12 protein-coding genes are annotated in these 14,624 nt (G+C 71.0%); 11 read left to right on the top strand and 1 reads right to left on the bottom strand.

Annotated elements, in window-relative coordinates:
* The 9 genes from AB0B96_RS05620 to AB0B96_RS05580 all read left to right on the top strand — a co-directional run bounded on the left by AB0B96_RS05620 (position 1) and on the right by AB0B96_RS05580 (position 10,664).
* Entirely contained in the window at positions 1-1,035 is a 1,035-nt protein-coding gene (locus AB0B96_RS05620; protein ID WP_362896774.1) for an SDR family oxidoreductase, read from the top strand.
* On the top strand, positions 1,032-2,510 hold the full coding sequence (locus tag AB0B96_RS05615) for a DUF4910 domain-containing protein (protein ID WP_362896773.1): 1,479 nt from the start codon (positions 1,032-1,034) through the stop codon (positions 2,508-2,510). The genes AB0B96_RS05620 and AB0B96_RS05615 overlap by 4 nt, the downstream gene beginning before the upstream one ends.
* A complete protein-coding gene (locus AB0B96_RS05610; protein ID WP_362896772.1) occupies positions 2,507-3,601 on the top strand; it encodes a hypothetical protein in 1,095 nt (364 codons plus the stop codon). Before AB0B96_RS05615 ends, AB0B96_RS05610 begins: the two co-directional genes overlap by 4 nt.
* Positions 3,602-3,677: 76 nt before the next feature.
* Positions 3,678-5,201, top strand: coding sequence for a lipopolysaccharide biosynthesis protein (locus tag AB0B96_RS05605; protein ID WP_362896771.1), 1,524 nt, complete (start codon positions 3,678-3,680; stop codon positions 5,199-5,201).
* 60 nt (positions 5,202-5,261) lie between these two features.
* Positions 5,262-6,155, top strand: coding sequence for a glycosyltransferase family 2 protein (locus AB0B96_RS05600; protein WP_350942733.1), 894 nt, complete (start codon positions 5,262-5,264; stop codon positions 6,153-6,155).
* Between the two features lie 182 nt (positions 6,156-6,337).
* Positions 6,338-7,234: a hypothetical protein gene (locus tag AB0B96_RS05595; RefSeq protein ID WP_350942735.1), complete on the top strand. Its 897-nt coding sequence runs from the start codon at positions 6,338-6,340 to the stop codon at positions 7,232-7,234.
* A gap of 227 nt (positions 7,235-7,461) precedes the next feature.
* Complete coding sequence (locus AB0B96_RS05590) at positions 7,462-8,442, top strand: hypothetical protein (RefSeq protein ID WP_362896770.1); 981 nt, start codon at positions 7,462-7,464, stop codon at positions 8,440-8,442.
* A gap of 114 nt (positions 8,443-8,556) precedes the next feature.
* Entirely contained in the window at positions 8,557-9,267 is a 711-nt protein-coding gene (locus tag AB0B96_RS05585) for a hypothetical protein (RefSeq protein WP_362896769.1), read from the top strand.
* Complete coding sequence (locus tag AB0B96_RS05580) at positions 9,264-10,664, top strand: O-antigen ligase family protein (protein ID WP_362896768.1); 1,401 nt, start codon at positions 9,264-9,266, stop codon at positions 10,662-10,664. The genes AB0B96_RS05585 and AB0B96_RS05580 overlap by 4 nt, the downstream gene beginning before the upstream one ends.
* A gap of 44 nt (positions 10,665-10,708) precedes the next feature.
* Here AB0B96_RS05580 and AB0B96_RS05575 read toward each other — a convergent pair whose 3' ends face one another.
* Positions 10,709-11,257: a dTDP-4-dehydrorhamnose 3,5-epimerase family protein gene (locus AB0B96_RS05575; protein WP_362896767.1), complete on the bottom strand. Its 549-nt coding sequence runs from the start codon at positions 11,255-11,257 to the stop codon at positions 10,709-10,711.
* A gap of 294 nt (positions 11,258-11,551) precedes the next feature.
* Here AB0B96_RS05575 and AB0B96_RS05570 point away from each other — a divergent pair, with 294 nt between their 5' ends.
* Both AB0B96_RS05570 and AB0B96_RS05565 read left to right on the top strand, forming a co-directional pair.
* Positions 11,552-12,289 (top strand): WecB/TagA/CpsF family glycosyltransferase, encoded by a 738-nt coding sequence (locus AB0B96_RS05570; protein WP_362896766.1) that lies wholly within the window; start codon positions 11,552-11,554, stop codon positions 12,287-12,289.
* Between the two features lie 176 nt (positions 12,290-12,465).
* Positions 12,466-14,607, top strand: a complete 2,142-nt coding sequence (locus AB0B96_RS05565) for a glycosyltransferase (RefSeq protein WP_362896765.1) — start codon at positions 12,466-12,468, stop codon at positions 14,605-14,607.
* Positions 14,608-14,624 lie beyond the last annotated feature (17 nt).

Genomic DNA, 14,624 nt, shown 5'->3' with positions numbered 1-14,624 from the left:
ATGCGCGTGCTGCTGACCGGGCACCAGGGCTACCTGGGGAGTGTGATGGCCCCGGTGCTCGCCGCCGCGGGCCACGAGGTGACCGGGCTCGACTCCGGGCTCTTCGCCGGATGCCTGCTGGGTCCCGCGCCCGACGACCCGCCGGGACACGCGGTCGACCTGCGGGACGTCACCCCCGAGGCCCTGGCGGGGATCGACGCGGTGGTGCACCTCGCCGCGCTCTCCAACGACCCGCTGGGCGCGCTCGCGCCCGAGCTGACCTACGACATCAACCACCGCGCGGCGGTGCGCCTGGCGAGGCTGGCCCGTGACGCGGGCGTGCGCAGGTTCCTGTACGCGTCCACCTGCTCGGTCTACGGAGCCTCCGGCTCGGACCTGGTCGACGAGGACGCGCCGCTGCGTCCGGTCACCCCGTACGCCGACTCCAAGGTCCGGGTGGAGAACGACCTGCTCAAGCTGGCCGACGACGACTTCAGCCCGGTGTTCCTGCGCAACGCCACCGCGTTCGGGTTCTCGCCCAGGCTGCGCGCGGACATCGTGCTGAACAACCTCGTCGGGCACGCGCTGCTGTCCGGTGAGGTCAGGGTGCTGTCCGACGGCACCCCGTGGCGCCCGCTGGTGCACGCCGCCGACATAGCGAACGCCTTCGCGATGGCGTTGGACGCGCCGCGCGACGCCGTTCACGCGAAGGCGTTCAACGTCGGCACCGAGGAGAACAACGTGACGGTGGCGGAGATCGCCGCCGAGGTCGCGGAGGCGGTGCCCGGCTCCGAGGTCGTGATCACCGGGGAGAACGGGGCCGACCCGCGCTCCTACCGGGTCGACTTCTCCCGCATCCGCGCCGCGCTCCCCGGCTACCGGGCGCTGTGGACGGTGAAGGCGGGCGCGGTCGAGCTGGTCGAGGCGTACGGGCGGTTCGGCCTGACCGACGACGCCTTCCGGCGCCGCTTCACCAGGCTGGCGTGGCTGTCGGCCCGCCGCGAGGCCGGAACCGTCGACGGCGCGCTGCGACCACGGCGGGGCGGTGAACGGTGACGGGCGAGGGCGGTGAACGAAGACCGGGAACGGAGCACGGCGGCGCGGCGCCGGGGGTGAGGGGCGACGGCGAGACGCCGGAGGAGGAGAACGGCGGCGAGCCGCCGGGCGTGATGAGCGGTGACGAGGTACCGAGCGCGATGCGCGGCGCCGAGGCGCCGAGCGTGACGAGCGACGAGGCGCGGGAGGAGGTGAACGGCGAGGCGCGGGAGATGCACGACCTCGTGGAGCGGCTCTACCCGCTCTGCAGGAGCATCACCGGCGACGGCGTGCGCCGCACCCTGGAGATCGTCGGGGAGTTCCTCCGCCTGCAGGTCCGCGAGGTGCCGACGGGCACCCAGGTCCTCGACTGGACGGTGCCCAGGGAGTGGAACATCCGCGACGCCTACGTCAAGGACGCCTCGGGGACCAGGGTCGTCGACTTCGCCGCCTCCAACCTGCACGTGGTCGGCTACAGCGTCCCCGTGGCGGCGACCATGACCCTGGACGAGCTCCGGCCCCACCTGCACACGCTCCCCGAGCAGCCCTCCCTGATCCCGTACCGCACGAGCTACTACGCGGAGACGTGGGGCTTCTGCCTCGCCCACGACACCCTGGAGAGCCTGGAGGACGGGCCGTACGAGGTCGTGATCGACTCCACGCTCGCCGACGGGCACCTCACCTACGCCGAGCACGTGGTGCCCGGCAGGGTCGCCGAGGAGGTGCTCGTCTCCTGTCACGTGTGCCACCCCTCGCTCGCCAACGACAACCTGGCGGGCATCGCGGTGGCGGTGAGGCTCGCGCGGCGGCTCGCCGGAGCCGACCCGTGGTACACCTACCGCTTCCTGTTCGCGCCGGGCACCATCGGCGCGATCAGCTGGCTGGCGCGCAACAGGGAGCGCGCGAGCCGGATCAGGCACGGCCTGGTGCTGGCCTGCGCGGGGGACCGCGGACCGCTGACGTACAAGCGCAGCAGACGCGGCGACGCCGAGATCGACAGGGCCGTCCGGCACGTGCTGCGAAGCTCGGGGCGCGCCCACACGGTCGTCGACTTCTCCCCGTACGGCTACGACGAACGGCAGTTCTGCTCGCCCGGCTTCGACCTGCCCGTCGGCTCGCTCACCAGGACCCCGTACGCGGGCTACCCGGAGTATCACACCTCCGCCGACAACCCGGATTTCGTCTCTCCCGAGGCGATGGCCGACACCCTGGAGACCTGCTGGGAGGTCACCCGGGTGCTTGAGGACAACCGCGCCTATCTCAACCTCAGCCCGTACGGGGAACCGCAGCTGGGCAGGCGGGGCCTGTACGGGTCGCTGGGCGGGCGCAGCGACACCAAGGAGACCCAGATGGCGATGTTGTGGGTGCTGAACCTCTCCGACGGGAGGCACAGCCTCCTGGACATCGCGGAACGTTCGGATCTTCCCTTCCGTGCCGTGGCGGAGGCGGCAGGGGCCCTTCGTGGTTCGGGACTTCTCAAGGAGTGTTCGCTGTGACGCGGTTCCAGGTCGTGACGGGCTCCCGGGCGGGCGAGGCGCTCAACCTCCGGGTCGGCGAGACGGTGGAGGTGCTCGGCGAGGCCGAGATCATGGCCACGCTGGACGAGAAGGGAGAGCTGGACCGGCTGCCCTTCATGCCGGAGATGCTCGCCTTCTGCGGGCGGCGGCTCACCGTGCACAAGGTGGCGCACAAGCTCTGCGACACGATCGGCGGCAGCGGCATGCGGCGGATGGAGCGCGCCGTCCACCTGAGTGGCGCCCGCTGCGACGGGCAGGCGCACGGCGGCTGCCAGACGGCCTGCCAGTTCTACTGGAAGGAGGCCTGGCTCAAGCGGGTGGACCCGACCTCCCCCGCCTCGGACTCTCCGGTTCCGGACTCCCTGACCCCGACCTCCCCGATCCCGGACTCCTCCTCTGCCGCCTTCGTCGGTGGGAACGGTCTCGCCGCGGGCAGGCCCCTGCTGCCGATCCTGCAGGCCGCCACCAGGAAGGAGCCGGGCCCCGACGGGGAGGAGCGCTTCTCCTGCCAGGCGACCGAGCTGCTGCGCGCCGCGCCCACCTGCCTGCCCTTCAAGGACGTCAGGCAGTACGTCACCGACGTGCGCAGCGGGAACGTGGGCGTGCCGTGGATGCTGCGCTCGTTCCTCGTGGGGCTGTTCAACCGCTTCCAGCAGGCGGCGAAGCGCGTCCTGCCCAGGTGGATGTGGATCAAGGGTGGGATGCGCTGGGGTTTCGTCAGGGGCGAGGCGGGACGCACCACGCCGACGCTGAGCCTGGACCTGCGACCGGGAGAGCTCGTCCGGGTGAAGTCCAAGGAGGAGATCCTCAAGACGCTCAACGACGACCTGCTCAACCGCGGCATGGGGTTCGAGGAGGAGATGTCGCGCTACTGCGGCCACGTCGCACGGGTGAGCGCCCGCGTCGAGAAGTGTCTGGACGAGAAGACCGGCCGCATGCTCCGGATGAAGAACCCCTGCATCATCCTCGACGGCGTCATCTGCGCGGGCGCGTACAACGTCAGCTGCCCGCGCGAGTTCGTCCCCTTCTGGCGGGAGATCTGGCTCGAACGCGTCGAGGAGCCCGGCTGAGCGGGCCGTTCCGTGAAACAGGCGGCGAACCAGACGAACCAGACGAACCAGACGGAGAGACGGGCGGAAGACACGGATGGAGCAGCGGACCGAGCCGAACCGTGAACAGGACGGGGACGCCGGTGAGCAGGTCGGGACGATCGGCAGGAAGGCCGGTCGCGGGCTGCGCTGGAGTCTCCTGGGCAACCTGGGCACGAAGGCGACCACCTTCGTCATGGGACTGGTGCTCGCCCGGCTCCTCGTGCCCGAGGACTTCGGCCTCTACGCCATAGCGCTCGCCGCGACCACCTTCGTCATGCACGTCAACGACGTCGGCATCATCGCCGCCACCGTGCAGTGGCGGGGCAGGGTCGAGGAGATGGCGCCGACGGCGACGGTGATGGCCGTGGTGTTCAGCGCGGGGATGTACGGGATCTTCTGGGTGGTGGCCCCGTACTTCGCGGAGCTGGCGGGCAGCGCGGAGGCCACTCCGGTGGTCCGGCTGCTCACCGTGATCATCCTCATCGACGGCGTCACCGCCGTGCGGGCGGGCTCGCTGATGCGCGGGTTCGGGCACGACAGGCTGACCAAGGCCAACATCGCGGGCTCGCTGGTCAACGCCGGGGTGGCCATCGCGCTCGCCGCGAACGGTGCCGGCGCCTACAGCTTCGCCTGCGGGCAGGTGGCGGCCAACACGGTCACCGGCGCGCTGGTGCTCGCCTGGGCCGGGCTGCCGTTCCGCGTCGGCTTCGACCGGGAGGTGGCGGTCAGGCTCCTGCGGTTCGGGGCGCCGCTGGCCCTGGGGCTCGGTATCGAGGCGGTGCTGATGAACGCCGACTACGTCATCGTCGGCGCCGTGCTCGGCCCCGTCGCCCTCGGCTTCTACCTGCTCGCGTTCAACGTCTCCAGCTGGGTGCCCAGCGTGATCGGGACCGCCCTGCGCTACGTCACCGTGCCCAGCTTCTCGCGGCTGGCCGAGCAGCGCTCTGAGTCGTTGTCGCTGGGGGTGCAGCGGTCGGTGCCGTTGCTGGTCGCGTTCGTGCTGCCGGTCGCCGTGGTGACGGCCACGCTGGCCCCGGCGATCGTGGCGTTCCTCTACGGCGAGAAGTGGGCACCGGCCGCCGGCGTCCTGGCGCTGCTGGCGGTCCTGATGGTCGTACGGATGCTCACCTCCCTCGCCTTCGACATCCTCACCTCTGCGGGCGCCACCAAGGCGACCGTGTGGATGAACCTCGCCTGGGCCGTGGCGCTGGTGCCCGCGCTGTGGGCGGGCACGCACTGGTACGGCATCCGCGGCGCGGCGGTCGGGCACGCGCTCGCCGGCGTCCTGGTCGCCCTGCCGGTGTCGGCCCTGCTGCTGAGCCGCGCGGGGGTGCGTCTCGCCCCCATCCTGCCCGCTCTCGTACGCCCGCTGCTGGGCGCCGTGGTCGCGGCGGCCGTCACGACGACGCTCGTCGGCCTGACGAGCGGGATGACGGGCGGCGGGATGACCGCGGTCTCCGCGTTCGTCCAGCTCTGCGTGGCCGGCGGCGGGGGACTGCTCGCGTACGTCCTGATCGCCGTACCCATGACACGGCTCAAACAGCTGGGCGCACGGGTGGTCCCCGCCCGCGCCCGCTGACGGAACACCCGAACCCACGAGACCGACGAGACCGACGAGATCTGCGAGAGGAGAGGTCGGATGGAGAACTCCGACACGCTGGTGTCCATCGTGCTTCCCGTCCGCAACGGGGCCGGACGGATCGAGGGCGCGATCCGTTCGGTGCTCGGCCAGGACCACGAGCGCCTCCAGCTGGTGATCTCCGACAACGCGTCCACGGACGGCACCGAGGAGATCTGCCGTGACCTGGCCGCGACCGACGACCGGATCGTCTACCGCAGGCACCCGGAGAACGTGGGCCTGTTCGACAACTTCGTCCGTACGACCGATCTGGTCGCGGGCACGTTCTTCCGCTGGGTGGGCGACGACGACCGGTTGGAGCCCACCTGCGTGTCCCGGTCCCTCCAGGCGTTCGCGGAGGACGACAGGCTCGTCCTGGTCACCACGCAGGTCGCCTACACCGGCCCCGACGGGACCGTGACCACCGCTCCCCTCGACCGCTCAGGACTCACCTCGGACGACCCGGTCGAGCGGTTCGCCGAGATGCTGGGGCTGCTCAACGAGAGTCACCTGCTCGTCGACCCGCTGTACGGCACGCTGCGGCGCGATCCCCTCGCGGGGATCCCCCGGCGGAACATGCTGCGCGAGGACGAGGTGTTCGCGGCGAAGCTCGCGCTCGCCGGACCGTGGGGGCACGTCCCCGAGGTCCTCGCCCACCGCAACTGGAAGCACGACAGCCTCTCCGCGATCGCCCGGCGCCTCGACGTGCCGCCCTGGCGGGCCCGCTGCTCCACCCTCCTGCAGTGCGCGGAACTGTTCCGCTGGCTGCGGCAGGCCGATCTCACCGCCGACCAGCGCCGCCGTGCCCGCGCCGCCGTACTCGGCATGTACGCGCGGCGCCAGCGGCTCACCGCGGCCCGCCGGGGGCGCAGGCTCGCGCTGATCGCCTCGGGGTTCGTCCCCGGTGGGCGGTGAGCGATGTCCCCTCGTGAGGCCGCCGCCGAGCCGCGGAACCCGAGCCTCGTACCCGAGCCGCGGAGCCCGAGCCCCGAAGCCGGGGACCTCGGATTCCGAGATCCGGGACCTTCCGGCCCCGTCCCTCCCGGTGATCCGGGACCGGCTGATTCCAGACCAGTGACTCCAGAAAGGAGAACCCCGTGACCACCGTCTTCTCCAACAGCCTGGTGGACGACGACACGCGCAGGGAGCTGCTCTACCAAGGGCAGGTCTTCGTCTACTCGGCGACGCCCGCCTCCACCCTGCTCGCCCTCTTCGCCAGGGAGCTGATCGCCGAGGCGTTCGGCGAACGTGACCCGGAGACCGCGCAGTTCGACATGCCGGTGGAGGAGTTCGCCGACCTGCTCGCCCGGCTCAAGCCCCGCTTCATCCATCATCCGCGGTGCAAGGAACTGCTGCCCGCGGTGCTGGAGGAGCTGGGCTGCGACCTGGACCGCACCTACTTCGACGTGCCCCGGTTGCGCACCTCCACCTCCCACGACTACCTCACCTCCGGCATCTCCTACGCCTTCCATCCTCACCGCGACTGCTGGTACTCGGCCCCGTTCAACCAGCTCAACTGGTGGATCCCCGTCTTCGAGGTGGTCCCGGAGAACGTGATGGCCTTCCATCCCCAGTACTTCGCCAGCCCGGTGCGCAACGGCAGCGCGCGCTACGACTACGCGGAGTGGAACAGGACCAGCCGGCTCACCGCCGCACAGCATGTGCGCGGCGACACCAGGGACCAACCGCGTCCCGAGGAGGCCGTCGTGCTCGACCCGCAGGTGCGGGTGGTGCCGGAGCCGGGGGGCGTCATGGTGTTCTCCGGCGCCCAGCTGCACTCCACGGTGCCCAACACCTCGGGCAGGACCCGCTTCAGCATCGACTTCCGCACGGTGAACATCGACGACGTGCGCACCCGCCGGGGCGCACGCAACGTGGACGCGAAGTGCACCGGTACCACCCTGCGCGACTTCGTACGCTGCTCCGACCTCGACCCGATGCCGGAGGAACTGGCGCTGGAGTACGAGGCGGAGGCCCTGAGCAGGGTCGGGTGAGCGGCGGATCCCCGGCCGCACGGCCACACGGCCGTGACGCCGACGCCGTGACGTCGCCGACATCGTGACGCCGTGACCGTGACCGTGACCGTGACACCGACGCCGTGATGCCGGGTGACGCCCGGTGAAGCCCGGTGACGCCCGTAGTGACAAGGAGTTCGTGTGCCGCGACCAATACGCATCGTGTCCTGGGCGTCTGGCGCGCTCGGGGGAGCGGGGACGACGTAGTGGAGTTCTGGAAGACCATCCTCGACCTCGCCAAAAGGAAGCGGGTCGGGTTTCCGCTGGTCGGCCTGGCGCTCCTCGCCGCCGTGGTCGTCTTCTTCCTGGTGCCCCCGCGCTACGTGTCGAGCGCCTCCATGGTGCTGACCACGCCCCCCGCGGGAGGAACGACGGACCCGGCCAAGCCGCCGGGGCGGAGCAACCCGCTGCTGCAGTTCAGCGACGGACTCAGAACCACGGCGGGCATCCTCATCCTGTCCATGAACACCGAGGCGGTCGCGACGGAGCTGGGGATCGTGAAGGACGGTCCCGTCGAGGTCACGATCAACGACGGGCGCACCAACCCCAACATGCTGGGCATCCTCATGAACGGCCCGTTCGTGTACGTGGAGGTGGAGAGCGACTCGGCCGAGGTCACCCGTACGGTCATGGCCAGGACCCAGTTCCGCCTCAAGACCGAACTGGTCCGCAGGCAGGAGGTGCTCGGCGCCCCACGCTCCACCTTCATCGGGTTCGTGGAGGTGGTGCCCGCCGCCTACCCCGTGATGAACCGGAGCGGTACGTGGCAGGCCGCGGGCGGAGCGGCGTTCGTCGTCGTCTTTCTCGGCCTGGGCGTCACGTACGCGGTGGAGCGCCGGAGGGTGTTCCGGCGAAGAGCCGAGGCAGGAAGGTCCGACGAGTCCCGCCCGGTCCCGGACACGGCCCCTGCTCCGTCCATGGAGGCGGCCGGGGCTGGCCGGGCCGACGAGACGCGTCCCGGTGACCGTCAGGAAAAGGCCCGGGCGCACGAGGGCGGCGAGGAGGACGCCGAGCCCGCGCCCGACAGGGAGGGCAACGGCCGTGACGGCAAGCGCGGTAGGGGACCTGGGGGCCGTGACGGCAGAGGTACATCCGAGCCTCAGGTCACCGTGTATCCGGCGGAGGTGATGTCCCCGGCGCCCTCGGCGACACCGGGACGACAGCGACACGCGGACGACGACACGTAGTGACGACACGTGGCGACGACACGTGAACGGCTACCCGCAGGCGACGACGAGCAGGCGACGACACGCAGAACGGCGACGAGCAGGCGACCGCGACAGGCAGACGGAGGAGAACGCGTGGACTTCTGGGGGACCGTACTCATCGTGTTACGGCGTTGGTACGTCGCCCTGCCGGCGTTCCTGCTGTCCATCGGCGGCGCGTTGGGCGTCTACTCGTCGATCCCGACGGTCTACGTCTCGAACGCGGTGCTCGTGCTGACCATCCCGCCCACCGGTGGAAGCCTGCCGAGCGATCCCGAGCGCCCCAACGGACTGACCAACCCCCTCTTGAACTTCGACTGGGGCCTGAGCATGTCCGCCTCGATCCTCATCCAGGCGATCAGCGCGCCGGAGACGGTGGAGTCGCTCGGCGTACACCCCGAGGGCGACACCACCTTCACGGCCACCAACGGCAGCACCAACCCGGAGGCACTGGACGGCGGGCCGTTCGTGTACATCGAGGGCACGAGCACAACGCCGGCCGGGGCGCGGGACATCGTGACACGGGTGAGAGACCGGGCGAGGGTCGAGCTCGCCGCTCGTCAGAGACAGCTCGACGCGCCCCCGGCGACCTACATCACGATGAACGAGATGGTGCCGCCGACGGAGCCGCAACCCCAGCGAGGGGGGAAGATGCGCGGGGCCGCCGCCGCGCTGCTGCTCGGGGTGCTCGCCAGTCTCGCCTCGGTGTTCTCCCTGGAGAGTTTCCTCGACGCCAGGCGGCGAAGGCGAGGGGTGCCCGTGGCGACGTCCGGACTGCCCGCCGAGCCCTCCCTCCTGAGGCGGTGAGGGACCTGGCCTCCACACTTCGCACGGCCCCGGCTCCGACCCCCGTGTCCGTCGCCTCCCTCGACCGTCCCGGCCTCCGCCGTGCCGACGGCGCCACCCTCGCCGCCGCGTTCGCGGTGGTCCTGATGCTGTCTCCGGCGCGGCTGGTCTTCCGCGGTCTGCCCTTCTCGCTCACGCCCGCCGACGCGGTCGGTCTCTTCGCCGCGCTCTGGTGGTTCTGCGCGCAGCTCACCACCACGCTCGGCGCGGCGAAGGGCTCCAATCCCGTACGTACCGCGCTTTTCCTGTACAGCGTGGCGATGCTGGCCACCTACGGATACTCCAGTGCCGCCTACCTGCCGCCCGACGAGCTCGACATGGCCGACCACAGCATCGTCCTCGTGGTGGCGACGGTGGGCATCGGACTTCAGGCGTGCGACGGCATCCGGGGCAAGGCGCGGCTGGACTTCGTCCTGAGGTGTCTCGTGGTCTCCGGTGCGGTCGTCGGGGTCATCGCGGCGCTCCAGTTCGTGCTCGAATTCGACCTGACGAAGTACCTCACCTTCCCCGGCTTCCGGTTCACCTCGGATCTGCCGGCGATCCTCGAAAGAAACACCCTGCGCCGGGTCGCGGCGACCGCCGGACACCCCATCGAGCTCGGCGTGGTCTGCGCGATGATCATTCCTCTCGCGCTGCACTACGCGTTCGGCGCCCGGGACAGGGGTGAGCCCTCCCTGCGGTGGTGGGTCTGCTGCGGGCTGATCGGCACAGGGCTGATGTTCTCCGTGTCGCGCTCCGCGGTCCTCGGGATCGCCGTCGTCGGCGCGGTACTGGTCACCGGGTGGCCCGCGCGCAGGCGGCTGTGGGCGGCGATCGGCGGCGCGGGCTTCCTGGTCGCGATGAAGGTGGCCGTGCCCGGCCTGATGAGCGTCTTCCTCGGGCTGTTCACCAGCCTGTCCAGCGATTCGAGCATCCAGTACCGGACGCACGACTACGCGGTGGCGGCCACCGAGATCGGAAACCACTTCTGGGTCGGCAGAGGTCTGGGCACCTGGTACGCGCCCAAGCACCTGATCTTCGACAACCAGTACATCCTGTCGCTGGTGGAGACCGGGGTCATCGGCATGGCCACCTTCGCCGGGATCTTCCTCACCGGTATCTGGGCGGCGTTACGCGTCCGCCGCCTCAGCTCCGACCCCGCCGTACGGGACCTGGGGCTCACCCTGGCCGCCTGCCTGGTCGTCCCCCTGGTCGGGGCGGCCACCTTCGACCTGCGCTCGTTCGCGATCGTGACGGGCCTGTCGTTCCTGATCATCGGGTCCGCCGGCTCGCTGCTGCGCGCCACCCGGCAGCCGAGGACCCGAGCCGTCCGCCCGCCGGAGAGACCGGGCGGAGAAGCCGGGCGGGGAGCGCGGTGAAAGGGCCGGTGAGGTCACCGAGACCGATGAGGCCGCCGGGAGGGTCACCCCACCAGCCGGTCGCGCAGGTCGGCCCAGGATCCCGCGGCCAGGTCGCGTTCGCTGATCGCGGTGACCGGCAGCGGCCAGCCGATGGCGAGGTCGGGATCGTCGTAGCGGACGGAGACGTCCTCGGCGGGGTCGTGCTCCCGGTCGATCCGGTAGCAGACGTCGGCCTGCTCGGTCAGTGCCTGATAGCCGTGCAACAAGCCAGGAGGAACGTAGAGGTGAACGAACGTCTCATCGTCCAGAACCACCGACATCTGGCGGCCGAAGGTGGGGGAGTCCGGCCTGGCGTCGACGAGCACGTCGTGCACGGCCCCTCGGGCGCACCGGACGAGCTTGGCCTCCCCCCTGCCGCCCCGGCCGTGCAATGCCCTGATCGTTCCCAGCCGGGACCGCGACTGACTGTCCTGGACGAACGCCTCGGGCCGCAGCCCGTGGGCGGCGGCGAGCGTCGTGTCGAAGGTGCGGGTGAACAGGCCCCGGTCGTCCCTGTGCGGGGTGGGGACGAACAGCAGAACACCGTCGATCTCGGCGCGTTCGACTCTCATGCGGCCATCTTTCCGGCTCCCGAACCTCCCGGTCACGAAGAAGCGGAAAACGGTTCGGGTGTGGGGATATCCGGTCACGAAGAAACGAAAAACGGTCCGGGTATTGGGTCATCCGGCCATGAAGAAACGAAAAACGGTCCGGGTGCGGGGCCGTCCGGCCATGAGGAAGCGGGAAGCGGTACAGACCAACGTTCCCCGCGGGACGTTCCTCTCGCGGACGGGCCGTCCCCTCCTGTAGCGCCGGAGAGGCCCGAGGCCGGGTTCGCGCGGATCAGGGTCGGGGCCGTCGAGGTCATGGCGCTCAGCGAGGAGGAGCTTCTCGACCACGTGGCGGAGGGATGGCGGCGAGGACGCGGCGGCGCGATCGTCACCGCGAACGTCGACATCGTCCGCGCCGCCACGCGCGACCCCGCCCTCGCGGACCTCGTCACCCGTTCCGAGATCGTGGTCGCCGACGGCATGCCGGTGGTCTGGGCGTCGAGGCTCGCCGGCCTGGCGGTGCCCGGAAGGGTCACCGGTGCCTCGCTCGTACACTCCCTCACCGGGCGGGCCGCGCGCGAGAACCGTTCGGTCTACCTGCTCGGAGGGGAGCCCGGCGTGCCGGAGGCCGCGGCGCGGGTCCTCGCCGAACGCTGCCCGGGGCTGCGCGTGGCGGGCACCTGCTCGCCCCCCTTCGGGTTCGACGGCACACCGGACGGGGTGCGCGCGGTGGTCGAGGGAGTGGTCGCCGCCGCACCCGACCTCGTCCTCGTCGGGCTGGGATTCCCCAAGCAGGAAAGGGTGATCGAGGCGCTCAGGGCGGAGCTGCCCGACGCCTGGTATCTCGGCTGCGGGGCCGGGATCCCGATGGCGGCCGGGCGGTTCAGCCGCGCCCCCGGGGCCGTGCAGCGGGTGGGCGCGGAGTGGCTGTACCGGCTCGCCCTGGAGCCGCGCCGCCTGGCCCGCCGCTACCTGCGCGACGACGCGCCGTTCGCGATCGCCCTCCTCGCGGGCGCCCTGCGCACCCGCCTGACACCGGGGCGTCGCTCATGAGCGGTGATTCCTCGCGAGGAGCCGAGGCGCCGCGCACAGCCGGTGTTTCCCTGCGAGGAGTCGAGGCGTCGTCCATGACAGATGATTCCCCGCCTGCCGTTGGGGCGTCGTCACCGACCGCCGACTCCCCGCCCGCTCTCCCCGTACGGTCCTCTTCCACGAGAAACGGCTCCGACATGGCTGTTCCAGACTGGCCACCGCTCGCCATAGTGATCGTCACGTATTCGAGTGGCAAGGTCATCGAAGGCTGCCTGCGCTCGCTCGACGCGGCACTCGCCGACGCGGGTCCCGCACGGGTCGTGGTGGTGGACAACGCCTCGGCCGACGACACCCTCGCGCGGGTGCGCGAGGTCGCTCCCGAGGCCGAGGTGGTCCAGACCGGGCGCAACGCGGGCTTCGCCGCCGGAGTGAACGCGGGCATCGCCGCCGCGGACGGCTGCGACGTACTGGTGCTGAACCCCGACATCCGGCTCGCGCCCGGTTCCGTGCTCCTGCTCAGGCAGGCGCTCGCCCTGCCGGGAACCGGGATCGCCGCCCCCCGCCTCACCGGTGAGGCGGGGGAGCTCCATCTCTCCCTGCGCAGGCGTCCCACCGTGCCGAGAGCGCTCGGGGAGGCGCTGCTCGGCGGGCACAGGGCCGGGCGGATCCCGGCGCTCGGCGAGCTGGTCGTGGACCCGGCCGCCTACGACAGGCCGCAGACGGCCGACTGGGTGTCCGGTGCGGCCTGGATGATCTCCCGCGCGTGCCTGGACGCCCTGGATCCCCTCGACGAGCGCTACTTCCTGTACTCGGAGGAGACCGAGTACATGCTCAGGGCGGGGGAGGCGGGGTTCGCCGTCCGGTACGAGCCCCGTGCCGTGGCCGTGCATCTCGGCGGCGAGCAGTCCACGTCGAGCACGCTGTGGGCGCTGTCGTCGGCCAACCGGGTCCGGATGCACCGGGAGCGGTACGGCCGCCCGCGCGGGCAGCTGATGCGGCTGGCCGTCGGGCTCAACGAGCTGGTCCGCGCGGTCGCGAAGGGCCGGGCGGGCGGGAGGCGGCACCGGGCCGCCCTGCGCCAGCTCCTCCCCCTGCGCGAATGGCCCCTCCTACCCGGCGAGGCTCCCCGACCGGCATCTCCCGCCCGTACGACGGGTGAGGCGGCATCCTCCCCCGGCTACGTCTGCTTCTCGGCGCAGGACTGGTGGTACCACAACCGAGCGCACTCGGACTTCCAGCTCATGCGTTCGATCGCCGCGCACAGGAAGGTCCTCGTCGTCAACAGCATCGGGATGCGCATGCCGATGCCGGGCAGGTCCACGCAGGTGCTGCGACGCGTCGGGCGCAAGCTGCGCAGCGTTGCGATGCTCGTGAGGAGGCCGCTGCGGGAGCTGCCCGGCTTCTACGTGATGTCCCCGCTGCCACTGCCCTTCTACGGGTCGCCGCTGGCGAGGCGGGTGAACGCGCTGCTGGTCCGCGCCCAGGTGCTCGCCGTCTCGCGGGCACTCGGCCTGCGCCGACCCGTGATCATGGTGACCATCCCCACGGCGTGGGACGTGGTGCGGCCGATGCGCAGGCGCGCGCTGGTGTTCAACCGCTCCGACCGGCACTCGTCGTTCCCCGAGTCCGACCGGCCGACCATCGAGGCGCTGGAACGCGGCCTGCTGGAGCGCTCCGACCACGTGATCTACGTCAGCAACGCGCTGATGGGCGAGGAGAGGGGCGTGACCGGAGAGCGCGCGCACTTCCTCGACCACGGCGTGGACACCGATCACTTCCGGCGGCGCCCGGAGAGCGAGCAGCCCGCCGACCTGCGCGCGATCCCCGGGCCGAGGGTGGGTTTCTTCGGCGCGCTGGACGACTATCTCGTCGACTTCGACCTGCTCGAACGGCTCGCCGTCGAGCTGCCGGACGTCTCGCTGGTCCTGATCGGCGACGCGACGGTCCCGATGGAACGGCTCACCCGCCACCCGAACGTCCACTGGCTCGGCTTCAGGCCGTACGAGCGGATTCCCGCGTACGGATCGGGGTTCGACGTCGCGATCATGCCGTGGCTGGACAATCCGTGGATCAGGCACTCGAACCCGATCAAACTCAAGGAATACCTCGCCCTGGGCCTGCCGGTCGTCAGCACCGACTTCCAGGAGCTCGCGAACTATGCCGACCGCGTGAGAATCGCGGCCGACGGTGGCCTTTTCGTCGATGCTGTTCGTGCGACGCTGCGCGACGGCGGGTTGCAACCGGCCGAGGCCGTGCGGAAATCCGTGCTCGGTGCCTCCTGGGCGTCGCGTGCCGCCCAGTTGATGGCACTCGCCGAGCTGTCACCGGGTCCGCGATGAGGGTTCGGGGCGAGGGT

Origin of the sequence: Streptosporangium sp. NPDC049046 (assembly GCF_040649155.1) — a bacterium.
Lineage (GTDB): Bacteria > Actinomycetota > Actinomycetes > Streptosporangiales > Streptosporangiaceae > Streptosporangium.
This window is presented reverse-complemented; position numbering and strand designations above follow the sequence as displayed.